At 54.8% G+C, this 25,275-nt stretch carries 17 protein-coding genes and 2 pseudogenes; 10 read left to right on the forward strand and 9 right to left on the reverse strand.

Annotated features, from left to right (window positions below; translation table 11 throughout):
- Nucleotides 1–2 precede the first annotated feature (2 nt).
- A pseudogene (locus tag ccrud_RS14675) lies at nt 3–377 on the forward strand (IS630 family transposase); the annotation flags it as partial.
- 532 nt (nt 378–909) lie between these two features.
- Nucleotides 910–1,620: an IS6-like element ISCef5 family transposase gene (locus tag ccrud_RS14685; protein WP_010991832.1), complete on the forward strand. Its 711-nt coding sequence runs from the start codon at nt 910–912 to the stop codon at nt 1,618–1,620.
- Nucleotides 1,621–1,748: 128 nt separating this feature from the next.
- Here the strand turns inward: ccrud_RS14685 and ccrud_RS15280 are convergent, their stop codons facing one another.
- Nucleotides 1,749–2,780, reverse strand: a complete 1,032-nt coding sequence (locus ccrud_RS15280) for a recombinase family protein (RefSeq protein ID WP_010991831.1) — start codon at nt 2,778–2,780, stop codon at nt 1,749–1,751.
- Between the two features lie 219 nt (nt 2,781–2,999).
- Here ccrud_RS15280 and ccrud_RS14695 point away from each other — a divergent pair, with 219 nt between their 5' ends.
- Both ccrud_RS14695 and ccrud_RS14700 read left to right on the forward strand, forming a co-directional pair.
- Nucleotides 3,000–3,653: an N-6 DNA methylase gene (locus ccrud_RS14695; protein WP_099092720.1), complete on the forward strand. Its 654-nt coding sequence runs from the start codon at nt 3,000–3,002 to the stop codon at nt 3,651–3,653.
- Between the two features lie 92 nt (nt 3,654–3,745).
- Entirely contained in the window at nt 3,746–5,278 is a 1,533-nt protein-coding gene (locus ccrud_RS14700; protein WP_245670424.1) for an Eco57I restriction-modification methylase domain-containing protein, read from the forward strand.
- Here ccrud_RS14700 and ccrud_RS14705 read toward each other — a convergent pair.
- Complete coding sequence (locus tag ccrud_RS14705) at nt 5,247–8,132, reverse strand: Tn3 family transposase (RefSeq protein WP_001138082.1); 2,886 nt, start codon at nt 8,130–8,132, stop codon at nt 5,247–5,249. The genes ccrud_RS14700 and ccrud_RS14705 overlap by 32 nt on opposite strands.
- A 125-nt stretch (nt 8,133–8,257) precedes the next feature.
- On the opposite strand from ccrud_RS14705, the gene ccrud_RS14710 reads away from it, so the two are divergent.
- From ccrud_RS14710 to ccrud_RS14735, 5 genes are all read left to right on the forward strand, one after another.
- The gene (locus ccrud_RS14710; protein WP_000904906.1) at nt 8,258–8,872 is read left to right on the forward strand and encodes a recombinase family protein; all 615 of its coding nucleotides are present in this window, start codon (nt 8,258–8,260) and stop codon (nt 8,870–8,872) included.
- A gap of 64 nt (nt 8,873–8,936) precedes the next feature.
- Nucleotides 8,937–10,066 (forward strand): IS3-like element IS1133 family transposase gene (locus tag ccrud_RS14720; RefSeq protein ID WP_085959879.1). Its coding sequence is split into 2 segments (ribosomal slippage): nt 8,937–9,183 and nt 9,183–10,066, totalling 1,131 coding nucleotides; the frame shifts between segments, so codons are not numbered across the junction.
- Nucleotides 10,067–10,172: 106 nt separating this feature from the next.
- Nucleotides 10,173–10,976, forward strand: a complete 804-nt coding sequence (gene aph(3'')-Ib, locus ccrud_RS14725) for an aminoglycoside O-phosphotransferase APH(3'')-Ib (protein WP_001082319.1) — start codon at nt 10,173–10,175, stop codon at nt 10,974–10,976.
- Nucleotides 10,976–11,812 carry an aminoglycoside O-phosphotransferase APH(6)-Id gene (locus ccrud_RS14730; protein WP_000480968.1) on the forward strand — a complete coding sequence of 279 codons (837 nt, stop codon included), beginning with the start codon at nt 10,976–10,978 and terminating at the stop codon, nt 11,810–11,812. Before aph(3'')-Ib ends, ccrud_RS14730 begins: the two co-directional genes overlap by 1 nt.
- A gap of 198 nt (nt 11,813–12,010) precedes the next feature.
- Nucleotides 12,011–14,569, forward strand: coding sequence for a DEAD/DEAH box helicase family protein (locus tag ccrud_RS14735; RefSeq protein WP_066570511.1), 2,559 nt, complete (start codon nt 12,011–12,013; stop codon nt 14,567–14,569).
- A 247-nt stretch (nt 14,570–14,816) separates the two neighbouring features.
- Here the strand turns inward: ccrud_RS14735 and ccrud_RS14740 are convergent.
- The 6 genes and pseudogenes from ccrud_RS14740 to ccrud_RS14770 all read right to left on the reverse strand — a co-directional run bounded on the left by ccrud_RS14740 (nt 14,817) and on the right by ccrud_RS14770 (nt 23,022).
- Nucleotides 14,817–15,578 (reverse strand): annotated as a pseudogene (locus ccrud_RS14740) (IS6 family transposase).
- A 235-nt stretch (nt 15,579–15,813) separates the two neighbouring features.
- Nucleotides 15,814–17,262 carry a replication initiation protein gene (locus tag ccrud_RS14745; protein ID WP_010889960.1) on the reverse strand — a complete coding sequence of 483 codons (1,449 nt, stop codon included), beginning with the start codon at nt 17,260–17,262 and terminating at the stop codon, nt 15,814–15,816.
- A 397-nt stretch (nt 17,263–17,659) separates the two neighbouring features.
- A complete protein-coding gene (locus ccrud_RS14750; RefSeq protein ID WP_010889974.1) occupies nt 17,660–17,881 on the reverse strand; it encodes a ribbon-helix-helix protein in 222 nt (73 codons plus the stop codon).
- Nucleotides 17,881–18,459 carry a ParA family protein gene (locus ccrud_RS14755; RefSeq protein ID WP_010889961.1) on the reverse strand — a complete coding sequence of 193 codons (579 nt, stop codon included), beginning with the start codon at nt 18,457–18,459 and terminating at the stop codon, nt 17,881–17,883. Before ccrud_RS14755 ends, ccrud_RS14750 begins: the two co-directional genes overlap by 1 nt.
- A 245-nt stretch (nt 18,460–18,704) precedes the next feature.
- The gene (mobF, locus tag ccrud_RS14760) at nt 18,705–22,199 is read right to left on the reverse strand and encodes a MobF family relaxase (protein ID WP_066570514.1); all 3,495 of its coding nucleotides are present in this window, start codon (nt 22,197–22,199) and stop codon (nt 18,705–18,707) included.
- A 547-nt stretch (nt 22,200–22,746) separates the two neighbouring features.
- Nucleotides 22,747–23,022: a hypothetical protein gene (locus ccrud_RS14770; protein WP_066570535.1), complete on the reverse strand. Its 276-nt coding sequence runs from the start codon at nt 23,020–23,022 to the stop codon at nt 22,747–22,749.
- A 100-nt stretch (nt 23,023–23,122) separates the two neighbouring features.
- Between ccrud_RS14770 and ccrud_RS14775 the strand changes: the two genes are divergently transcribed.
- Nucleotides 23,123–23,368, forward strand: coding sequence for a helix-turn-helix domain-containing protein (locus ccrud_RS14775; protein WP_011091138.1), 246 nt, complete (start codon nt 23,123–23,125; stop codon nt 23,366–23,368).
- 385 nt (nt 23,369–23,753) lie between these two features.
- On the opposite strand, the gene ccrud_RS14780 is transcribed toward ccrud_RS14775, so the two are convergent.
- On the reverse strand, nt 23,754–25,157 hold the full coding sequence (locus tag ccrud_RS14780; protein ID WP_010991835.1) for an IS1380-like element IS1677 family transposase: 1,404 nt from the start codon (nt 25,155–25,157) through the stop codon (nt 23,754–23,756).
- Between the last annotated feature and the right edge of the window lie 118 nt (nt 25,158–25,275).

A 25,275-nucleotide genomic window follows, 5' to 3' on the forward strand; every position in this document is an offset into this window, starting at 1 on the left:
GGTTTAAGAAGTTCCTGGTCAAGATCGACAAGACTGTTCCCCAGGACCTTGATGTTCATGTTATTTGTGACAACTACGCCACGCATAAACACCCGACCATCAATACCTGGTTGGTCAAGCATCCACGGTTTCACATGCACTTCACCCCGACGTATTCGTCCTGGATCAACCAGGTTGAACGGTTGTTCGCTGAGGTGACCCGGGAGTTACTCCAGCGTTCTGATCATCGGAGTGTCCAGGCCCTGGAGAAAGATTTACGCAACTGGGTGAAAGCATGGAACGAGGATCCTAAGCCGTTTATCTGGACCAAAACCGCGGAGGAGATCCTTTCCTCTATCGCCCGATACTTAAAACGAATTAACGGCGCAGGACACTAGCAGCAGCGTAAGAAGAAAAGTCAATCAAGCTGTCTCAAAAACTTGACGAGCGCGAGTAGCGCTTCAGGCTAATTAACACTTCGGATAGAAAGATACCGCTGCCAAAAAGCACAAAGAAGACGTCCAAAATCCCGTCTGGAACAGTAATCCAGAAATAGACACCAACTATTAAACTGACGAAACCAAGAAAGCCGACGAATGCTATCACTTTTAGCGAAGCTAGGTACGTAACTGCACTTGTCACCAACGCGGTAATCAAAGACACCGCGAAGGCCATCACCACAGCTTCAAGGTACGATTCAGAAGTTATCGGAGACCAAATCCAAAAAGCGATAAATACTATTAAATATAGTAATAGTAGTCTGATTACGAAAATCGTATAATCACGCATATTTCTAATTCGGGTTCTTTAATTGGACTGCCTTATAGTAGGCCTTCGCGGTATTCACACAGCCCTTCTTGAAATTAGCATCCTCAGGGTGCTGTTGCAAAGTTGGGGCATTAGGAAGACCGGCGTGAAATAATCAGGGCCATGGGCATCTTCTCCGGTCGTCATTTCCCTCGAGAAATCATCCTGTGGGCCGTGCGGTGGTACTGCCGCTACGGCGTGAGCTACCGCGATCTGGAAGAAATGATGACCGAACGTGGCGTGCCGGTCGATCACAGCACCATCTACCGCTGGGTCCAGAAATACGCACCTGAACTGGACAAACAGACTCGGTGGTATCGGCAAGTTCCTGACTGGCAGGCCCGGTCCTGGCGGGTGGATGAGACCTATATCCGGGTCGGCGGAAAGTGGTGCTACCTCTATCGGGCCATCACCGCGGGCGGGCACACCCTGGATTTTTACCTCTCCCCAAAGCGTAACGTCGCCGCAGCGAAGCGTTTCCTGGCCAAGACCCTGAGGTCAAACACGATAACCGGGTCCCCGCGGGTGATCAATACCGATAAAGCACCCTCCCTGGCCAGGGCAATCGCCGAGTTGAAGTCAGAGGGAATCTGCCCGCAGACCGTGGAACACCGGCAGGTGAAATACCTCAATAACGTCATCGAAGGGGACCATGGCCGGTTGAAACGAATCCTGGGCCCGAAAGGAGCGTTCAAGAACCGAACCTCGGCGTACCGCACGTTGAAGGGGATGGAGGCGATGCACTCATTACGGAAAGGCCAGGGCACGATGTTTGCCTACGGGCACCCGAACCCGGATGCCGTGATCGTCAGCCGAGTTTTCGAGGCTGCCTGAGAACGCCGGCACGCTGCGAGCCTCAGAGGATGAAAGACTGAACCGTCACGGCTCTCAGCCAGGAGTTTGCAACAGCACCAGACAGAAGCAATGGAAGCTCTGGACTGGTTACATACTGAATTGTCGTCTTATCTTTTGTTGTCGGACATAAGATACCGATACAACGTTGCTCTACCCACTCCAAGGTCTTGTGCAACAGCAGTTTTCGATTCTCCTGCATCGATCCGATCGCGAGCCTGTTTTACCTGTGCGGGTGAGAGTGCTTTCTTGCGGCCAGAATACTTACCAGCCTTTTTCGCTAACGCAATCCCCTCTGCTTGCCGTTCACGAATAATTGAGCGTTCAAATTCCGCAAATGACCCTAAGATTCCGAGCATAAGAGTGGCTCGTGGATCCTGATCAGTAGCAGAAAACACCAGCCCTTCTTTAATAAAGCGCACGGATGCGCCTTTTGCGGTGATCTGATCAATAATCGTTCTCAGATCCACTAATGACCTGGCCAAACGGTCAATCGAGGCCACGACTAATTCGTCATGGTTACGTAAATAGGCAATACATTCCTCTAGCCCAGGACGCTGCGCACGCGCTCTGGCAGAAAGCTCATCGACAAACTCTCGGTCGACTGCACCGATCGCTTCGCGCTGGCGAGCGAGATTTTGATCCGCACTAGAGACTCGCACATAGCCCACACGCTGACCCAAGTCGGTGGTTTTTGGAGTCGGTGTAGTAGTTTCCTCTGATGCCGGCACTACATCAGTGTCGTTGAGGAGTTGATCAGTCTTAGATTTTGGCCACGCTTCACCTGCATCAAAAAGAACCTGCTCTGGGTGGAAATCATCAATACGACTCCACTGCCCATTGCCTTCGTAGATGCTGGCCTTGATCACGTTTTTATAGACACGCTGCACATGAAGGTGACCTTGTGGCTCGCCACCAAAGGATCTCCAGGTCGCAGTGTTAGGCATGCGTTGATATTTTTCCCACAGCTCTCCCCCATCATCGAGCACGGTCGAAGCATCGACTTTCACTTCTTCGAGGTTGAATCCGGGTCTATCTTTATGAGGGAATTTCACACGAGTGGTCTTAGAGCCCCTGCGCACGATGATGACCCGATCTTTAGGCTTGCCATGTAGTCCAAGGAGGGTGCCGTAGCGTGTCATGTCGTCCTACTGTCTCAATAGGGTTAATAACTTCTTGATACAAGTGTATCAAAAAGTAGATTAGGGCTTAGTGAGACATCGGAAATAGTGTGATTGGAAGTGTCTCAATAGGGTGTACCCGAACAATACATATTCGCAGTTCTTCTGGACCCTGCGTCGCTAAGGTCTTGGCCGGTCACCGTACTCTGATAGCTAAAACTTCGAAGTAAAGGAGCAGCGATGAACCTGCACGAGATGGAGCGCCTAGTCAAATCCAAGCAGCGTGTCGCCGACCACGGCGAGGTATTTACCCCGTCATGGATGGTCGAGGACATGCTCAACCTCCTCCAGAACGAGTCACAGCGCATCGACTCACGCGTTTTGGAACCAGCCTGCGGATCAGGAAACTTCCTCGTTCCCGTCCTTGCCCGCAAGTTCTCCACCGTCCAGGACCGCCATGGCAAGAGCGACTTTGAGAAACGCAACTTCGCCTTATTTGCTCTGATGTGTACCTATGGCATCGAACTTTTGGCTGACAATACCCAGGAATGCCGCAGCAACCTTGCTGAGCTGTTCAACACTTTCCTTGACATCGACGAGAACGACGAGTGGGCAAAAGCAGCCCGCGTGGTTTTGGCTGCGAACATCATCCAAGGTGATGGCTTAACCATGACTGAGCCGAACGGTCTCCCAATCACGTTCGCCGAATGGGGGTACCTCGGTAAAGGAAAGTTCCAGCGCCGCGACTTCCAGTACAACAATCTCACTGCGCGCACCACATGGGAAGCAGAAGGCTCGTTGTTCCAGGACCTTGCACACGATCTTTTTGCCCCGAGCAGGACCTACCCCACGATGACTGCTCAAGAGATCGCTAAGCAGGTGCTTAGCAAGTGAGTCAAGCCTCTTTCACTTTGCGGGGCCACAACCCAGACGTCCTCACCTGCATCGCCAACCTTTCCAACGATGAGGTCTTCACCCCGCCCGAGATGGCTAACGCGATGCTCGATCTCCTTGCAGCGGCATGGGCTGACACCCACGAGGGTGCGGATATCTGGGCGAACCCGAACGTTAGTTTCCTAGATCCGTTCACCAAGTCCGGCGTTTTCTTACGCGAGATCACCCGTCGCCTCACGGACGGTCTTGCTCTTGCTATCCCTGACCTCACTGAGCGGGTCGACCACATCCTCACCCGGCAGGTCTACGGCATCGGTATCACCCAGCTCACCGCTCTCCTGGCCCGCCGCAGCGTCTACTGCTCCAAGTACGCCAATGGACCACATTCCATCGCACAGTCATTCACCACTGAGGACGGCAACATCTGGTTCGAGCGCACCGAACACACATGGGCAGGCGGCACCCGAGAGATTCACTCCAATCCACGCACTGGGGCCAAGACCGTTGTCTACACCCGCCGCAAGTGCCGGTACTGCAGTGCCAACGAAGACGACTACGGACGAGGCGATGAGCTCGAAACTCACGCCTATGCCTTCATCCACACCGACGACATCAAGACTCGGATTACCGAGCTGTTCGGAGAAAATATGCATTTCGACGTCATTATCGGAAACCCGCCCTATCAGCTCAGCGATGGCGGGCACGGCTCCTCGGCGGCACCGATCTATCAGATGTTTGTCGAGAAGGCGCTGAGCCTCGACCCTCGCTTCGCCGTCTTTGTGACGCCGTCCCGCTGGTTCGCCGGTGGCAAGGGCCTCGATGAGTACCGCAAGAAGATGCTCTCTGACCACCGTATGCGCAACATCGTCGATTATCCGAAGCTGTATGAGGCTTTCCCTGGAGTCAAGATCAGGGGTGGCGTCTCCTATTTTCTGTGGGACCGCGACTACAACGGTCCCTGCACTATGCAGACGATGTGGGATGGCGAACCCGTCGGCGAACCCGTTGCCCGTTACCTCGACGCCTACGACGTCCTCGTCCGACGCAACGAGGCCGTTCCCATCCTCGAAAAAGTCCGATCGAAGCAGGAAGCAACACTCGACGGCCGAGTATCCAGTCGTAAGCCGTTCGGACTCCCCACGAACTTTAAGGGCAAGACTTCGCCGGCCCGGATAGTCGATCCTGTCAAACTCTTCGCAAATCAGAGGATCGATTGGATCGACCGATCTGAGCTTCTCGCCAACGATGCGTGGGTTGATGACTGGAAGGTGCTCATGACGCGAGTGCAGGGCACCAGTGCTGCGGTCGAGACTAAATTTTTGTCGAAACCGATCCTTGCTGGGCCTGGAACTGCCTGCACCGAGACATATCTAGTCGCCGGCAGGTTCGCGACCGAGCAGGAGGCCAACCGGTATGCCATGTACCTGCGGACCCGCTTCGTCCGGTTCCTCGTGTCACTGCGCAAGTCCACGCAGGATGCGCCACGGCACGTATACACTTTCGTCCCCGACGTCCCGCTGGACCGTGACTGGACAGACGCTCTGCTCTATGAACGTTACGGGGGTCGTTTGCGGGAGGGGGCGGAATCCTACGCTAAGGCTTTGGCCAGCGATATTCTCCGGTGAGATTGATGTGTTCCCATCCGAGCGGCGAAACATGGGCCAAGAGATCGGGCGATAGCAGCTTTCCATCGCGTTTCTGGTTTGCAACGACCTCGCCGAGCTTCATGGTGTTCCAGAAGATGATGATGGCGGCGAGCAGATTCATGCCGGCGATGCGGTAATGCTGGCCTTCGGCGGAACGGTCGCGGATTTCACCGCGGCGGTGGAAGCTGATTGCCCGCTTCAGCGCATGATGAGCTTCGCCTTTGTTGAGCCCGATCTGGGCACGCCGTTGGAGTTCGGCATCCAGAATCCAGTCGATCATGAACAGGGTGCGCTCGACGCGACCGACTTCCCGCAGGGCTGTCGCGAGCTCGTTCTGCCGCGGATAGGAGGCGAGTTTCCGCAGAATCTGGCTTGGCGCGACGGTCCCGGCAGCAATGGTGGCGGCGATGCGCAGGATGTCGGGCCAATTGCGCTCGATCATGGCTTGGTTGACCTTTCCGCCGATCAACGCTCGCAGGTGCGCCGGGGCGGCCGACGGATTGAACGCGTAGAGCCGTTTGGATGGCAGGTCGCGGATGCGCGGAGCGAACCGGTAGCCGAGAATGGCACATGCGGCAAAGACGTGATCGGTGAAGCCGCCCGTGTCGGTGAACTGCTCGCGGATATGGCGTCCAGCATCGTTCATCAGCAGGCCATCGAGGATGTAAGGCGCTTCGCTTGCCGTTGCAGGAATCACCTGGGTTGCGAACGGCGCATATTGGTCGGAGACGTGGCTATAGGCTTTCAGGCCCGGGGTATTGCCATATTTCGCGTTGACCAGGTTCATGGCCTCACCTTGCTCTGTAGCGACGAAGAACTGTCCGTCGCTCGAAGCCGACGTGCCCATGCCCCAGAACCGGGCCATGGGTAACGCTGCCTGTGCCTCGACCACCATGGCCAGCGCCCGGTCATAGGCTTCGCCCTCGACATGCCACCGTCCAATGCGGATCAATTCCCAGAAGGTGTGGGTGTTTGTCGCATCCGCCATTTTGCGCAAGCCGAGGTTGATCCCTTCCGCCAAGATAACGTTCATTAGCCCGATCCGGTCAGCGCAGGGTGCTCCTGTGCGCAGATGGGTGAACGCTTCGGTGAAGCCGGTCGCCGCATCCACCTCCAGCAGGAGATCGGTGATGCGCGTGGGCGGGATCTGCTTGTAGAGATCGAGCACCAGATCTTCGGCGCCTGTCGGCGCGGCGGCTTCGAGTTTCTCGATATGCAGAACGCCGTTTTCAATCGACCCGCCCGGGATCGTGCCTGCGCGAGCGGCACGGCCAAGCTCGCGCAACCGCATGTCGAGGCGAGCTTGCCGGTCTGCCAGCCATTCCTCCGGCCGCAATGGCACAGCGAGACGACCGCCTTCCGCGATGGATTGTGCCGGAACGAGTGCGTGTTTCAGATCGCCATAGCGCCGGGACCTAGTAAGCCAGACATCTCCGGAGCGGAACGCATCGCGCAGATGGAACAGCACCGCGATCTCCCATAGGCGAGCGTCGCCAGCCCTCTGGGCCCGAAGGTGGCGATGCCATTTCGAGCTGGGCCGCAAGAAGCTGGTCATCGCGGCATCGTTCAAACCGGTACGAAGGGCCGTCACCGCTTCCAGAAGCGGCAGTGCAACGGGCGCAGCTCGCAGATCGAGCAGGCGCAACATGCGTGGAGCGTATCGGCGGAAGCGGTGATAACCGTCGAGCACATGATTGAGCGGATCGTCGGCCATGGTGGCGGTCAGCCTGGTTGCCATTGCAACAAGGGTTTTTAAGCCGTCCCACCCTGACCCACTCGCGATGACATCGCCCAGCGGCTGGCCATCATCCTGTGCATCGACCAGGGCGCCCCCGATCTCGGCGAAGGATTTCAGGGTGTCACGCACCACCCCCGCTTCGTCTGCGACCTTTGCATGGCAAATACGCTCCGAAGCACGGTAGAGACGGCCGACGATCCGGTCGTGGGTTTCGACCACTGCGTCGGCCAACATCGCCTGCCATTCCGAGACGCAAACAGCCAAGATCGCAAGCCGCCTGTCCTCCGGGAGATCGCGCATGCCGTCGGCATAATACCGTTCACCCTGCCTGCGCAGACGAGTCACCCGATGGGCAGGAACGCCGGCAAGCAGATCCTCGGGGAGATCGATGCGTTGCAGATATTCGAGCCGGTCGAGCAGCCGGTTGGCCGACGAAGAGTTCGAGCCAGGCTCGAACTGGCGCAGCCACACAAAACGGGTCACCCGATCATCAGCCGTCTCCTCGAGCAATGCCAGCAACTGTTCTCGGATCGACATAGGCAGCCGACTGGCGATCCTCGTCTCGATGCGTCGCTCGGCATCGACGAGAGCCGCGGCACAAAGCCGCTCGATCGTGGATGTCGCGGGAAGGACAGTGCGGGTGCGTCGGCACTCGGCTACGAAGCGACGGGCGATATCCTCGTTCGACACCGCCATCTCGGCTTCTCGGAACAACCATTCCTTCAGCTCGCTCGCACCACGTCCGGAGAAGGTGCGGAAGCCGTAGAGCCCCCGTAACTCGGCAAGATGCTCGTGCCGTGTTTCCTCGCGGGCAGCATAGTCTACGAGATCGTCGGCACCCAGGCCAAGCTGCGCTCCGATAAATTCGATGACCTCTGCAGGGATCAGTTCGCCTGGAGCCAGCACCCGGCCGGGATAGCGCAGGACACACAATTGCAGGGCGAAGCCGAACCTGTTGTGAGCGCGCCGACGCAGCCTGATATGCCCAAGGTCTTCATCACTCAGCGTATAGTGCTTGAGCAAATCCGTCTGTGAAGTCGGCAAGCGCAACAGCGCGTCTTTCTGCCGATCGGTTAGAGTGACGCGACGCGGCATACATGTTCCTTTTTCAAAATCTGATAGCGTTCAAGACGCTTTGTTTATGAAGCTGGTTGAGATACATTTCCAGAGGTCAATGCAATCGTGGCCGAAGCGCCGCCTCAAACCAACGTTTGTGATACATGCTGATCGGATATGCCCGCGTCTCCAAAGCCGATGGCTCGCAGTCTCTCGACCTGCAGCACGACGCCTTGCGCGCCGCAGGTGTCGAACGGGACAATATCTATGATGATCTTGCTTCCGGCGGTCGTGATGATCGCCCTGGCTTGACTGCCTGCCTCAAGTCATTGCGTGACGGCGATGTGCTGGTGGTCTGGAAGCTCGATCGCCTCGGACGATCGCTTGCCCATCTGGTCAACACGGTGAAGGAGCTGTCAGACCGCAAGATCGGCCTGCGGGTTCTGACTGGAAAGGGCGCTCAGATCGACACCACGACTGCGTCCGGTCGCATGGTGTTCGGAATCTTCGCCACCTTGGCCGAGTTCGAGCGGGATCTGATCCGAGAGCGCACCATGGCGGGTCTCGCCTCCGCGAGAGCGCGCGGTCGCAAGGGCGGACGAAAATTCGCGCTCACCAAAGCTCAGGTGCGTCTCGCGCAAGCCGCCATGGCCCAGCGCGATACTTCAGTTTCCGATCTCTGCAAGGAACTCGGCATCGAGCGCGTCACTCTCTACCGATATGTCGGTCCCAAAGGCGAGCTCAGAGACCATGGAAAGCATGTTCTCGGACTTACGTAGTGGACTTGCCTCGGTTTCGTTCCGGTCTTTTTGAGAGCATTATTTGTTATCAAGGAGACCATATATGTCATTAAAGCATAGTGATGAATTTAAGCGTGATGCAGTTCGCATAGCACTCACTAGTGGCTTAACACGCCGTCAAGTTGCGTCAGATTTAAGTATTGGGCTTTCCACGCTTGGGAAATGGATCGCATCAATTTCCGATGAAACTAAAATTCCTACCCAAGACACTGATCTTCTGCGTGAGAATGAACGTTTACGCAAAGAGAACCGTATCCTTCGGGAGGAGAGGGAGATATTAAAAAAGGCAGCAATATTTTTCGCAGTACAAAAGCTGTGAGATTTCAGTTTATTACGGATTACCGTGGCTCTCTCTCACGTTCACGCATATGTCGTTTGATGGGCGTAACAGATCGTGGTTTACGTGCATGGAAACGCCGTCCTCCATCACTGCGCCAGCGTCGTGATCTTATACTTCTAGCGCATATACGTGAGCAGCATCGGTTGTGTTTGGGGAGCTATGGTAGGCCGCGTATGACAGAAGAGTTGAAAGCGCTGGGCCTGCAGGTTGGGCAGCGTCGGGTTGGACGTTTGATGCGCCAGAATAACATTACAGTTGTTCGAACGCGTAAATTCAAACGGACAACGGATAGTCATCATACCTTCAACATTGCACCGAACCTATTAAAACAAGACTTTAGCGCAAGCGCACCCAACCAGAAATGGGCAGGCGATATCACTTATGTTTGGACCAGAGAAGGATGGGTCTATCTTGCTGTTATCCTTGACCTGTATTCCCGTCGCGTGATTGGCTGGGCAACAGGTGATCGATTAAAGCAGGATCTTGCATTAAGGGCACTGAATATGGCGTTGGCTTTACGCAAACCACCACCGGGTTGTATTCAACACACAGACCGTGGGAGCCAATATTGCGCTCATGAATATCAAAAGCTACTGCTCAAACATCAATTGCTGCCGTCCATGAGCGGGAAAGGCAATTGTTTTGATAACTCCGCAGTAGAAAGCTTCTTTAAATCATTAAAGGCTGAGTTGATTTGGCGCAGACACTGGCAAACAAGGCGAGATATTGAGATTGCAATCTTCGAATATATAAATGGCTTTTATAATCCACGCCGAAGACATTCAACACTCGGCTGGAAATCGCCGGTGGCATTTGAGAAAAAAGCCGCTTAAAATGAGAGATAGACCGGAACACAACCGGTGCAAGTCCATAGCAACTCGTTTCTTTTCGCAGGTTGAGCCACCTCCGCGCTTCATCAGAAAACTGAAGGAACCTCCATTGAATCGAACTAATATTTTTTTTGGTGAATCGCATTCTGACTGGTTGCCTGTCAGAGGCGGAGAATCTGGTGATTTTGTTTTTCGACGTGGTGACGGGCATGCCTTCGCGAAAATCGCACCTGCTTCCCGCCGCGGTGAGCTCGCTGGAGAGCGTGACCGCCTCATTTGGCTCAAAGGTCGAGGTGTGGCTTGCCCCGAGGTGATCAACTGGCAGGAGGAACAGGAGGGTGCATGCTTGGTGATAACGGCAATTCCGGGAGTACCGGCGGCTGATCTGTCTGGAGCGGATTTGCTCAAAGCGTGGCCGTCAATGGGGCAGCAACTTGGCGCTGTTCACAGCCTATCGGTTGATCAATGTCCGTTTGAGCGCAGGCTGTCGCGAATGTTCGGACGCGCCGTTGATGTGGTGTCCCGCAATGCCGTCAATCCCGACTTCTTACCGGACGAGGACAAGAGTACGCCGCAGCTCGATCTTTTGGCTCGTGTCGAACGAGAGCTACCGGTGCGGCTCGACCAAGAGCGCACCGATATGGTTGTTTGCCATGGTGATCCCTGCATGCCGAACTTCATGGTGGACCCTAAAACTCTTCAATGCACGGGTCTGATCGACCTTGGGCGGCTCGGAACAGCAGATCGCTATGCCGATTTGGCACTCATGATTGCTAACGCCGAAGAGAACTGGGCAGCGCCAGATGAAGCAGAGCGCGCCTTCGCTGTCCTATTCAATGTATTGGGGATCGAAGCCCCCGACCGCGAACGCCTTGCCTTCTATCTGCGATTGGACCCTCTGACTTGGGGTTGATGTTCATGCCGCCTGTTTTTCCTGCTCATTGGCACGTTTCGCAACCTGTTCTCATTGCGGACACCTTTTCCAGCCTCGTTTGGAAAGTTTCATTGCCAGACGGGACTCCTGCAATCGTCAAGGGATTGAAACCTATAGAAGACATTGCTGATGAACTGCGCGGGGCCGACTATCTGGTATGGCGCAATGGGAGGGGAGCAGTCCGGTTGCTCGGTCGTGAGAACAATCTGATGTTGCTCGAATATGCCGGGGAGCGAATGCTCTCTCACATCGTTGCCGAGCACGGCGACTACCAGGCGACCGAAATTGCAGCGGAACTAATGGCGAAGCTGTATGCCGCATCTGAGGAACCCCTGCCTTCTGCCCTTCTCCCGATCCGGGATCGCTTTGCAGCTTTGTTTCAGCGGGCGCGCGATGATCAAAACGCAGGTTGTCAAACTGACTACGTCCACGCGGCGATTATAGCCGATCAAATGATGAGCAATGCCTCGGAACTGCGTGGGCTACATGGCGATCTGCATCATGAAAACATCATGTTCTCCAGTCGCGGCTGGCTGGTGATAGATCCCGTCGGTCTGGTCGGTGAAGTGGGCTTTGGCGCCGCCAATATGTTCTACGATCCGGCTGACAGAGACGACCTTTGTCTCGATCCTAGACGCATTGCACAGATGGCGGACGCATTCTCTCGTGCGCTGGACGTCGATCCGCGTCGCCTGCTCGACCAGGCGTACGCTTATGGGTGCCTTTCCGCAGCTTGGAACGCGGATGGAGAAGAGGAGCAACGCGATCTAGCTATCGCGGCCGCGATCAAGCAGGTGCGACAGACGTCATACTAGATATCAAGCGACTTCTCCTATCCCCTGGGAACACATCAATCTTACCGGAGAATATCGTTGGCCAAAGCCTTAGCGTAGGATTTCGCCCTCTCCCGCAAACGACCCCTTACGGACTGGCTGATGATGAAATCGCATTCATCGAGTCCCAGGTCGCCGAACACGGCGACAGTCGCGGGAGCACGAGTGGGGATGACGGCGATGAGTAAGGAAATCGATGAACTTCTCCCCGCTAAACCCAGTGCTCGCCTGCGTATCTACGCGTGGACTCCCAATGATCCGCCCGTTGATTACGTCGGGCTGATCAAGATCGGCCAGACCACGAAAAGTGACGTCAATGAGCGCATCCGTGAGTCACAGGGGCAGATGCAGCAGACCTACACACTTCACATTGATGAGCCCGCTGAGCGCGATGATGGGACCCTATTCCGCGACTCAGACGTGCGCCAGCGACTCATCGCTAAGGGTTTCGAGAACCCGATCTTCGGATCAGCTCGGGAATGGATGCGGTGCACACCTGATGACGTGCGCACCGCCATCACAGAGCTGCACACGGGCACGAAGCTCACCGGCACCCATCATGAAACTTTCACCATGCGACCTGAACAGGCGCAGGCTGTGGAGAAAACCCGCCAGTACTACGAGTCGATCTGGGCCGAAGACCCGCAGACGGTGCCGCGCTTTTTGTGGAACGCGAAAATGCGCTTCGGCAAAACATTCGCCTCCTACCAACTCGCAAAACGCATGAACGCTAGTCGAATCCTCGTTGTCACGTTCAAACCCGCGGTCGAAGACGCTTGGCAGACCGACTTGGAGTCCCACTCCGACTTCGAAGGTTGGCAGTACATCTCCTCCTCTACTGGAGGAGACCCGGATGCGGCAGATCGATCACGCCCTCTGGTCTATTTCGGGTCGTTCCAGGATCTGCTCGGCCGGAACAAAAAAACCGGGATGATCAAACCCAAGAATGAGTGGGTCCACACCACCAACTGGGACCTTGTGATCTTCGATGAATACCACTTCGGAGCTTGGAGGGAATCTGCCAAGGAACTCTTCGAGGGCGAAGACGAAAAAGTCGCCAAAAAAGAGATCGCTGCCGAGTACCACGAAGATCTGGCCGCCTTCGAAGAGGAACTCGATGAACTAGGCAACAGCGAGAACGACTTCCTGCCCATCACCACCCGCTCCTACCTGTATCTGTCGGGCACCCCGTTCAAGGCGTTGTCTACCGGTGAGTTCATCGAAGAGCAGATCTTCAACTGGACCTACACCGATGAGCAACGAGCCAAGGCTGACTATGCCACCACCCATCCGGGTAAGTGGAACCCCTACGGCGCGCTGCCGGAGATGCGGCTTTTCACTTATCAGATGCCCGACGAGCTGATCGCGGTCGCCAATCAGGGTGAGTTCGATGAGTTTGACCTCAACGCTTTCTTCGAAGCCACTGGTACCGGCAAGGACGCCACATTCAAGCGCAAGACCGATGTGCAGAAATGGCTCGACATCATCCGCGGCGCCTACATGCCCACACAAGTTGACGCGATGCGGATGGGCACCCGGCCGCCTTTCCCCTATTCCGACTCCCGGCTACTGCCCTATCTCCAGCATTCGTTCTGGTTCCTCCCCACTGTCGCATCCTGCGAGGCCATGGCGAATCTACTGGCCGAGCGGCAAAACATTTTCTGGCATGACTACCAGGTACTCAGTGTCGCTGGATCTCACGCCGGGATCGGCCTGGAGGCCTTACCCCCGGTACGTGCAGCCATCCGGGAGGGCCACGACACCAAAAGCATCACCCTCTCGTGTGGCAAGCTAACCACCGGGGTCACGGTTAAGCAGTGGTCATCGATCCTCATGCTGCGCAACCTCAACTCCCCGGAGACTTACTTCCAGGCAGCCTTCCGGGTGCAGTCGCCCTGGTCAATCAAAAATCCCAACGGCGACAATCCGAATGAGGAGGAAGTCATCAAGCCGGCTTGCTTCGTCTTCGACTTCGCCCCCACCCGTGCATTACGCCAAATCTCGGACTATGGAGTGGGTCTCTCACCGGAAGCTCAGAATCCTGAACATGCCGTCGAAGAGCTGGTGAAGTTTCTTCCCGTGCTCGCTTACGACGGGTCGAACATGACCCAGGTCAACGCCGGCGGAATTCTTGACATTGCCATGGCGGGCACATCGGCCACCTTGCTGGCTCGAAAATGGGAGTCAGCAATCCTCGTCAACGTTGATAACGACACTTTACGCCGCATCATGGGCAGCCAGGAAGCGATGGATGCCGTAATGAACATCGAGGGTTTTCGGGCTCTGGGATCGGCGGTATTCGAGACAGTGATCAACAAGAGCGAGTCGGTCAAAGCGACTAAGAAAGAAAAGGGTGAAAGCCTTACTGTCAAGGAAAAGAAGGAGCTCAGCACCGAGGAGAAAGAGTACAAGTCCAAACGGAAGCAGATTCAGGAGAAGCTCATCAAGTTTGCGACCCGCATTCCGGCGTTTATGTACCTCACGGATTTCCGAGAACACACCCTCCAAGACGTCATTACGAAGCTAGAGCCCGACCTGTTCAAGGCTGTCACCGGCCTGAGCGTCGCAGATTTCCACTTACTGGTGGAGCTGGGAGTTTTTAATGCTACCCACATGAACCAGGCAGTCTTTGCCTTTCGTCGCTATGAGGATTCTTCTTTGTCCTACACCGGCATTGCATCTCATAAGGGACTGAGGCACTACGGTCTCTATGACACCGTCATCGCCGTAGAAGAGTAACCAAGAAGATGGACACCTAACTCTGCCAGCACTCGAGTGGGCAGTTTCGTAAGCGTAATCCTTTTATTAGATCAGGTTTTTGTTCGCGCCGTATCCCTGCCCGCTATACCTAATGAGGATCGTCCTGTGGCCCGTCGATTCGTAGGGCGTAGGCCATGATGGTGCGGAAGGTGCTGTTGCAAAGTTGGGGGGAGAGCCGCCAAAACTCAGTTTCTCATTCCCTGATGGCCGCTGCGTGTGGGCGTTCTCAGGCCGTCTCGAAGACCCGGCTGACGATCACCGCGTCCGGGTTCGGTTGCCCGTGAGGTCAAACATCGTCCCCTGACCTTTCCGCAATGAGTGCATCGCTTCCATCCCCTTCAGCGTCCGATATGCAGATGTCTAAGTTCTTAAACGCGCCTTTCGGCCCGAGGATCCGCTTCAGCCGACCATGATCTCCTTCAATGACGTTATTGAGGTATTTCACCTGCCGGTGTTCCACTGTTGGCGGGCAGATTCCCTCTGACTTCAACTCGGCGATTGCCCTGGCCAGGGAGGGTGCTTTATCGGTGTTGATCACTCTGGGATACCCGGCTGACGCATTGGATCTGAGGGCCTTGGCCAGGAAACGCTTCGCTGCCGCTACGTTGCGCTTCGGAGAGAGGTAAAAGTCCAGGGTATGCCCACCGGCGGTGATCGCACGGTAGAGGTAAAAGTCCAGGGTATGCCCACCGGCGGTGATCGCACGGTAGAGGTAGCACCACCTGCCCCCGACCCGGATATAGGTCTCATCCACCCGCCAGGAACTTAGCCTGCCAGTCAGGTACCTGCCGGTACCACCGTGTTTGCTTGTCCAGCTCAGGGGCGTATTTCTGGACCCAGCGGTGAGAATCGTGGTGTGATCGACCGGCACCCCCGCTGAAGTCATCATTTCCTCCAGATTGCGGTAGCTCACCCCGTAGCGGCAGTACCACCGGACCGCCCACAGAATGATGTCACGGGGGAAATGACGACCGGAGAAGATACCCATGGCTGTGATTATTTCACGTCGATCTTCCTACTGCCCCAACTTTGCAACAGCACCGATATCATCATCACTCGCTCACAGCCAGAAGATGAACCCGCTCTTTATTGAGTAGATCGCGTAAATCGTCTCATCCCATAAAGTGCATCTAAATCCAGGGCAGGGTTAAAAGAAAACAAAAGATACTTACTGCCTATCGGCAGGGGAACCGTATATTGCTTATGGCCTGATACATTTCTTACTATTTTTTCTTCCGTCCACGAGGAAGCTGAATCCCAGCAGTTTTTAGCGCTCTACTAATAGTCGGCCGTGACACTCCTAATTCATTCATAGCTTGTGGAATGCTTGGGTATTCTCCTGTTTGAATGAATGTGTCATCAAAGAAGTTTGCAATCTGTCGGGCGGTTACTCGACCTGTCAGTGCTCGGCGTTCATTCGCTCCTTGGAGTTTCGTCCGCAGTTCAGTGGCGTAGTCGCTGTTTGGGTCTTTCCAGCGTTCTGCGGCTTTCTTCCCGCCTCGACGCCCCATCGTGGCCAAAGCCTTACGCTCAGAGCTCGTCACCTGACCTGAAACTGAGGAGCCACCATGCACCTCACTTTTAGAAGTAGTGACATACCCACGAACACGCCTAGCCATCGTTTGGCGGTCCCTCATCGGTGGCAGCTCAGCCTTGCGGCCATCAGCACCAACTTCCTGGGCGACCCCATAAGCACGCTCGTAGGCATCAATGATCGCCGCATCCGTTAGCCGCTGGCCAGACTGACGCAGACGATAACCCGTTTTTAGAGCATGACGAAAGGCAGTCTCATCGCGTGCCGCCCGACCCGCCCGAATCCACAACACGCGAACGCCCTGGGTGAGCTCAGGATCGTACTGATCCAACTCGCCAGCGAGTTCTGCTTCAACGCCCTCGGATAGGGCTTTAAAACGCTGGGCTTCCTCACGACGGGACTTCACTGCATTAATCAGCTCACGGCCGCTAGAAAACTGCTGCCGTGGCTTGGAGTACTGCTCTTGGCCAGTCATCGTCCGCAAGTCCTTAAGGAGATCGCCCACACGACGCACCGCATGATTTTGGCGATACCACCGATATGCAGTGGGAGAATCACCGGTATAAAACGGTGACCGACTAAATCTATGAGCGAAATGGCTATCATGACCTAACCATTGTCCCAGAGTATGCGTCGCTGCTGCTAATAAAGCCATGTGAGGCGATTGACCACCGACATCGGCATAGATCGGGTCAATAAGCCAGAGGGCCTGACATTTGCCATTAACAGGATTGATTCCTACCCAAGCAGGTCCAAGGTGACGACTGATCAGCTGAGAGAATTTTTCTTTCACCTCATCGTTGAGGTTAACCGGATGCCCACCTGCAGTGCCTGGAAGGTCAATATCAACAACCAGGACAGAGGCATATTGCTTATTGGTGAGCTGAACGTACTCGCATTTTTCTAGAGCGTCTGAGTCCACCCGGTACATCCGCGGGGCACGAGTGCCATCTTTCGTAGTGATATAGGCACTTGCGAAATCACGGCCACGACTGCCATGCAAGACTTGGCGACCTAGATGGCTTAAAAGTGCATCGCGGTCGGTGTAGCCGGCAGGCGTGTCATCGAGATCACCTGTAAATGAAGGGACTTCAGCGTGTCTGGTTGTGCCAGCCGCATAGTCATTGGGTAGACTCATAACCAAGCTTTCCCCCAGGTTGTGACTGGGCGATAAGCGAACACCTTACGAGATTGGACCCTCGTAGGGTGTTCTTTTTTGTGTAGTTGTTTTTCCCAGCTTAAAACACCCTGAACTAGTTTTTATCCCTCCCACGCGGAAAAATCGAAAAGTTATTCAGAGAATGATCTAAAAATGAAGATGAGGTAGCGGCTTGTACTTTTGTACAAGCCGCTACCTCATCTTCATCAGTCCCGCGTGACATCCGTTTTAAGCAACGAATACACCATTAAGAAGGGATGTCCAGGCATCCTTCTACCTAGATTCCTGACGTCTTGACATCTAGGTATCAGACATCTAGGTATCAGACGTCTAGGTATTAAGACTTCTTTCCGTCTAGGTATCAGACGTCTAGGTATTAAGACTTCTTTCCGTCTAGGTATCCACGCGCTAATTCATCCAGAATATCGGTCATTGTGCGGCCTTCCTCTAGTGCACGAAGCTTGAGCCGGTAATGCAGATCAGAGTCCATACGCAGCGTAAATGCCTTTGTTTCACCACGCACAAACGCTTCTTTCATAGACCGAGAATCTGAGGTCTTTTGTGTCGAAAGAAAATCAGATGCTTTTTTAATGGCCATTAGGACATCGCCTCCATAATTTCTTGTGCTAAAAAGTCGTACCCTTCAAATTTGGTCGGCACCGTACCAAAGGCCGATCTAATGCCTTCCCTGATGGGAATTTTTGTATCAAAGGTGGAAATACCTTGTTCTTCCAATCCCTCTACTGTTTCTTCTAGTTGACGAGTGCCGAATCTCGCAGAGGTAATAAGAACGCCGTGAGGCGTGTTAGTAAGCGATGGCAGGGTCTCACCAACACGCACCAGCTCAATAGGCGAAGACTGGACTGGAACAATCACGAAATCAGACACAGCGATGGTTGCGTCCATGATCGCTGGATCTCCAGGCGGCGTATCAATGATGGTGAATTCATGGATTCCCGCCACTCGGGGAAGCCGCTTAATGTTAGTTGCTTCTACCAAGAATGGCAGTGGCGTTCCGGCATCTGCAGCTCGGTCTGCCCAATCGCTTGCGCTGCCCTGTGGGTCTAGATCCAGGACGGCAACATCTTTGCCTTGATTGGCGAAAACTGTCGCTAAGTTGATGGTCGTCGTTGTTTTTCCGACGCCACCTTTAGAATTGATAATGCCAATGATCATTACAGCCCTTTCTCATGCACCTATATGTCTAGACGTCTAGGTGTCTAATGTCAAGACGTCTAGATGTCTGATATCTAGACGTCTAGGCCAGTGTCCCTTGCTGTAGTGACGATCTAGTAAACACCATGGTAAAGGCGGGAAAAGAGTAGGGGAGTTATTCTTGCGGCATCCTTTTGAGACCTTCAACCAATACTGTCGGAGATATTTCGGCGCTGCCCCAACTTTGCAACAGCACCCTTTAAAAGCTAGAGATCCATACCGTTGTCGTTGCGAGACGAGTGCTCCCATCCACTGGTGTGGTCATAGTCGTCTGCTGCGGTGTCATCATGATGCGACTCAGCGAGGTTGAGCTCACCGTCATGTAGCAGTAGCGGATTAAGGTTTACGGAGCTCAGTTCCTGTACTGCGTCCACGTGCTTATCTTGCGCTGCCTGATACGCCGTGCGTGCCTGATCAAGATCCGCTTTTACGTCAGCAACCTTGTGCTCGCACTGATCACGATAAATCTGCTGCTGATCACGCTCGATCATTAACTGCTCGATCTGTTCTAAACCTTCACGTGGTTTAAATGCCTTAGCAAGAAAACCGCGCTGCTCACGCTCTACTTCCTTAGCATAGATACGGTTGTCCAGATCATTCATGCGGACGTTGGCTTGAGAAAGCTCACGTTCAGCATCACGACGAGCAAGTTCCAGCTCACTAACCTGAGCACGTAAATCAGAGACCTCCTGCTCAAAGTGCTCAATCTTCGCAGTCAAGCGAGCTCTTTCCTCCTCATGCGGGGTTTTCTTACGCTGTGCTGACTCGTGTATCTGCTTCTGCATAACCTCAGAGAGTTCTTCTGGACTCATCGACAAGTAATCCGCCGAGAATGGCTGATCGACACCAGAAGTCGATGCCGATGTATCCGTGCACTTCCGACTCCGTCTCTGCTGTGCTGCCTCTTTCGCTGCCTGCTTCGCGTGCACAGTCGCATTCGTCGTGGCATAAAACTCCTGCACCCGTTCTAGGCGTTGCGCTGCACGCTGATCGGCCACCTGCGCCATACGCGTACCCCGAAACGGACTCTCGCTAGTTGGCACATTGCTCGACAACCGAGACAATCCCCAATCAAGACGAGCCTGACGATGTACCTCATGAGGACTGTGATCACTATGACTACGCGTTGCTGCCTGCACCAACAGATCACGCGCATACTGAGCTGATTCACGACGCTGCGTTGCAGTTACTACTCCATGACCAGTCTCGCTATCACCTGGCATGGATTCAGCCATATACAAATAATTAGCTTCCCGCCCACGAGTCAGCGGCACATACACTCCAGCACGATCAATCTGCCCAACCCCTGCCACCACACGTGCCACATCCACCGTTGCACCTTGAGCAGCATGACCAGTAGAGGCATAACCCAACTGCACATGCTCGGCCAGGTAAGCAGGATGAAGCCGCACGGTTGCGGCCGTGTCATCGAGTCGACGTGCCAGCACGAAACCATCACCATCGATAGTCTCCACCTGCCAACGCTGCCCATTACGCACCACATCACCACTACTGGTGGTCAGCTCATAGTCATTGCGGCGGGTCAAAATCGTATCCCCAACATGGGCATACTGACCTGATGACACTGCGATAGCCTCAGCAGCATCCACGACACCAGCAGCAATCATGGTCTGCTGTGCCGCTCGGTTTAATGCATCAACATAATCATGGGTCGATGCCACCAACAACGAGTCCTTGCCCGCAGCAACATCCTCACGCCACCCAGCCAACGCATCATCCAACATCGCAGTCACCGAACCAGCATGGAGACGACCAGCACCAGCATAGAAATCAGCAGCACGCTCCACATCGGGCAGTACCCCAGTACGCAACCGCTTTGATGCGACCCGTTCTTTCTCGTCATGCTGGCGGAAGACTTCACGCAGCTCCACCGCATCGGGCATCTCATGTGCCAAGGTGGCAAGCAAACCACCGCGGGCTTTCACCGCACCGTACTGATACGGGTCACCAACCAATACGACCCGCGCATCAGCGGCTTGAGCAAGCTCTAAGATACGTACCATCTCAGGGGTTGAAACCATGCCTGCTTCATCAACGACGATGACGTGATCTGTCGTCCACCCCAAGGTGGCCACTGCCTGCTCAACTTCCTGGTCTTCTACTCCGCGCAGTACCCGCGCCAAGGTGGAGGAAGAATGCGCGACATCTTCACCAACCATGACATCAGCGGCTTTACCGGTCGGGGCAAGACCTATGACCTGTTTACCTGCCTGCTCCCACGCGGTACGGGCAGCTTTCAAACTAGAGGTTTTACCCGCACCAGCAGGAGCAATAACCACACTGGCAAGATAACGAGACGACACCACCGCACGCATCGCCTCAGCCTGATCAGCAGACAACTGCCCCTCAACCGGCGTAATCATCGACGAGGACACACCGCGACCGGTCACCGTGGTCGCTAGATCAATACCGCGATTTACTTCCTCCACCACTGCTTCGGAGGTAAAACGCTGCGAGCCTTCACGAGCACTACGATCAACCTGTCGATCTTTGTCCGGAGTTACCGTCCACGCGACGTGGCCGCCACAGACTTGATCAGCTAAACGTTCAACCGTGTCATAAATTTCCTTGGCGGTGACTGCTCCAACGGGGAGGAGTTCTGTGGCCGCTTCAACAACATCAGCACGGGTAAACGTCGAGCGCTCACGAGTCACCGCTTCTAGTACTTCATCAACCGTGGGTAGTGCCACCGGTTGTGGGCTATGGCTGTGTGGGGAAAGTGCCTCAACAAACTTTGGCGCAGATGTCTCTGCCACGCGGGCCTTCCAGTTCTGCTCCAACTCAGACAGTGGCGTATCAAGGTCTTTGACCTGTCGGGTTTTCTTCTGCCCCATCCGCTCAAACGCAGCATCAGACCCCACACCGTTATCAGCTGCCCACTGATCAATCTCACGAGCACGGGTAGAAAAATCCTCAATCAGCCCACGGTCATCAAGCCCGATAATCTCCGCGCACCCATGCACGGTGTCTGCCCACTCCACACCGAGCGTGCGGGAGAGCTCTTCACGCAGCACGGCTTGATAGATGGTGCCGGCCGCTCGTGCCTCATGATACAAACCCACACCATCCAAGGTGCGCCACTTACCATCGCGGCACAGTTGCTTATTAGCTAGCAACACGTGTGCGTGAAGATGAGGATCACCGGCTCGACTGGTGCGGTGTTCATAGCGCACACCCGAGAGCGCTTCGACGCGATCAATGATCATCATAGAGCGGTCATGATCATCAGCACGACGGGTATAGCCCGCATGCTCAGACAGATACGACAGCGCAGTCGTCACCGCTCGGTGGTGTGCCAGGTCAACAGTTGATCGAACATCCATGTCATTAGTCAGCCCCCAGATCAGGGACACACTTTTGGGCGCGCAAAACGTTAAATCAAATCCAGGCACCCCACTGCTTTTTGGTGCGCGGCCAAGTTTATGCCCGCTCGGGGCAAGCGCGTGATTAAACCACTGACCTACATCGGCACCATCAACCTGTACGCCGTTTTTAACACCAAGCGCAGTCGCCACGGTGGTGGCTTGGGCTTCGGTGCGTGCCTGAATCCACGCGGTCGCAGGCTGAGTGCCGTCCTCGGAATAGTAGTCATCAGGACTAGAAATTCTATCGTCAAAAGTAGCGACGGTGGACTCATAGTAAGCCACGGAATCGCCGTGCATTTTTGCAATCGTGAGCACGTGAAACCTGGCCTTTCTTTATCCGTCGACACCACCCCGTGAGGGCATGGCTACCAGTTTACTGCAAATGTACCAATGGATTTTGGGTTTGTGGTTTTTCGTTGCGTAAGAAACGTAGATCAGTGGTGGACAGCGTCGCAGAATGCGCGGCTTGAGAACACTGAAAAAGGCATTAAGAGTGGTGACATCGAGCAGAGTAAGAACGAAGAGAGACACGTCGGAATGTGGCAGATAAAAAGGGAGAGAAACTGCCCATCATGCGACGGCTAAAGAGGAAGATTTTAAAAAAAAATAGCACTCCGCTAGGACGGAAGCACTGGATATAAGAACGGTTTTTATACAAGTCTGTTGTGAAAAACGCGTGGTGGTGTTTTAGAAAAATATCTGCGGTATAAGGCCACGGAGATGTGGTGTCTTTGCCTATAAAAACCTGGTTATAAGCGTCGTTTAATGTAGTAGCTTATTTAAGTTGAAGGGCGTGCGTTGTCAGCCCACCGGGGTCTAGTTATCTATCCTGAGGGATTTTTAGCACTGATATTTGAAAGTTTTAGTGCTTAGATCCGTACATTTCTTCAATGGCGTGGCCGATCAGTTTCCATAAGCTGGTGCCGGTTTGGCGCTCTAGGCGGTGCAAGAGCTTGCGGTGCTCGACCGTAATTTGCGTGGTGAGCTTGACGACGGCAGGCGGCTCCCACTCGGCTATCTGTCCGGGTGTGATAGTGGGATGAGTTGCTTCTTGTGATGGTGATTGGGCAACGTCTGATGCTGGTCCGGGTGTGCGAGGTATGTATCGGTTGTTCGTAGTTGGGTCTAATGGGCTCATGATAATTCTCCTTATGGGGACGTGTGGCGGTGTGCCCGCATGGGCAAAATGATACTCATAGAGTGTAGATCTATAGTCTGCATTTCCAGACTGTGGATAAGTGACTCCAGACAAAAAGATCCTTATTCAGCTCGGCGGCCGTATTAGAGATGTCCGTAAAGGTCTCGGTATTTCTCAAGAAGAACTTGCGCACTTATCGGGAATGCACCGCACCTACGTCAGCTCTGTCGAGCGCGGGGAGCGCAATATTAGCGTGTTAAATTTGCTCTCTTTGGCGGGAGTGCTCGGTGTGGATGCAGGTGATCTTGTCACTGGATTAACCCGAGCACCACGGATTAAGCCGTAGCTATTTTAGCTTCTCGCGACAGCAAAGACCCCCAAAAAATGGCTTTCTCTGCCCACCATAGTGGGCGGACGCGTCAATAAATCTTTGCTAAACAGCGCTTGAAACCTGGGTTTTCTTGCACACTATGGTGGGCAGTGGCTCGAATTAATTTCTGCTACGCCCTAGTGAAAAACGTCGTTAACTGACGTATACCCCAATAGGACTAAGAACAGGCCTTTAAGCCTCGATCCACCGATGTGCCCTCGGTGATGTCCTGATCCCGGTTCCGGGCGGGTCCGGAATTTTCGGGTAGGGGTGATCGCCAGATCACGTCTTGTTCTGGTTGTTCCACGAATTGTTGTCATCTCACGCCGAAAGCTCGGCTGGGTGGTCAGGGAGCTACCGGTTACGGTGGTGAATGGCCGTGATCAAACAGTTTCTGCCACTGTGGTTGCCACGTCCACCCCTCGGGAAGGTGGAGCACCAGTCGGCGGGACCTGCGGGCGACCCGGGCTGGAACGGCCATCAGTGTCCGCCGGATCGTCGCGGTGGTGGCCTTGGCCATCCCGCCTGCAGCGATAACCCCGGTGGCACGGGTGAGATTAAACGCCATGACCGCGCATACGAGCCAGGCACTGTTGGCGGTGAACGTCCCCGACGGCAGATGCGCCAACGCGCTTGCCTTCAAGTCTGCGTTGACCTGTTCAATGATCGCGTGCTGACGGTGGGTTTTATCCGCAGCAACAGTATCCAGCACGCCTGGGTCGGCGGTGGTGAAGACCGCATGGAAGCGGTGAAGATCAAACAAGCCCGGCTGATACACATCCTTCTTATTCAGCTCAGGAATCCGGCGTACCACCAAGCGTCCGGGAACATGGTCGGCCTTCTTCCGGGAGGTAAACGCGGTGAAAGGCACTTCGGCGACCTGGGCTAAGGAGATCCACGATTGTGATGCCTCATCGAAGATCGCATCGGTGTACTGAATCGTCTGCCACGCATCTTCCGGGATCGCGACGATCGCTTTCTTGACGTTCGGGGTCATCCGCACCGTGACGGACACATCCGCACCGGACCTTAGGGCCACACTGACACTGGGATGACCATAATACGCCGAATCTGCCCGGACGAGGATTTTCTTATCCTCCATCCCGGGCAGGCGCCTGGTGGTGGTCATCGCATCGGCGATCAGGCGGTGGGCCCCTCGTGGGGAACCACACGATCCTTTCCGCAATCGTTGGCCCACAATGATGGGGGCGGACTGTGCGGTGGTGACCGTGGCCAGCAAGGCGTTGAGTCCACGGATACCGGAGTAACCAAAGCCGGCACCTTGTTTGGTGTGGCCGTGGACTTCAATGATGGTGTCATCAACATCAACGAACACATACCCGTTACCGCCACTGCCTGCCGGTGGTGGTGGCACCAGGTGTGGTGCCTGCCTGGCCAGGTTGACCAAGAATCGGGAGGCCACAGCATCGAGTTGGCGTACGTGGCCGAAAGTGAAGGCCCGCAGAAAAGACCCCAATGTGGATGGGGCGTAGATCCGGTCGAAAAGTCGGCGCATACCTCCGTGGCGGAGTACATCCATGTCATCGATGGAATCAGCACCGGCGACCATGCCCGCGACTAGGGAGGCGATCTTCGCACCAGCATTGGCACCTTTATCACCGGTGATGCTCAACCGGTCCTGGGCCAAGGTGGACAGGCTGGCAGCATCGGCTAAGTGCATGGTTGGAACCAGTCCAGCAAGCGAGATGAGGTTGGGGTCATCAAAGGATGCGGACATCGCTGTGGGGTTGTGTAATAATTGCACCTGTGAGGTGCCTTTCTGGCAGGTGAATCAGGACTCTAAGCAAGCTTGATTCTTCCAGTTCAGGAGGGCATTTCCTATTTTCCCACGCCGTTACACCTGAATCACATCGGTGGATCCA

The sequence above is a fragment of the Corynebacterium crudilactis genome, from assembly GCF_001643015.1.
Classification (GTDB): Bacteria; Actinomycetota; Actinomycetes; order Mycobacteriales; family Mycobacteriaceae; genus Corynebacterium; species Corynebacterium crudilactis.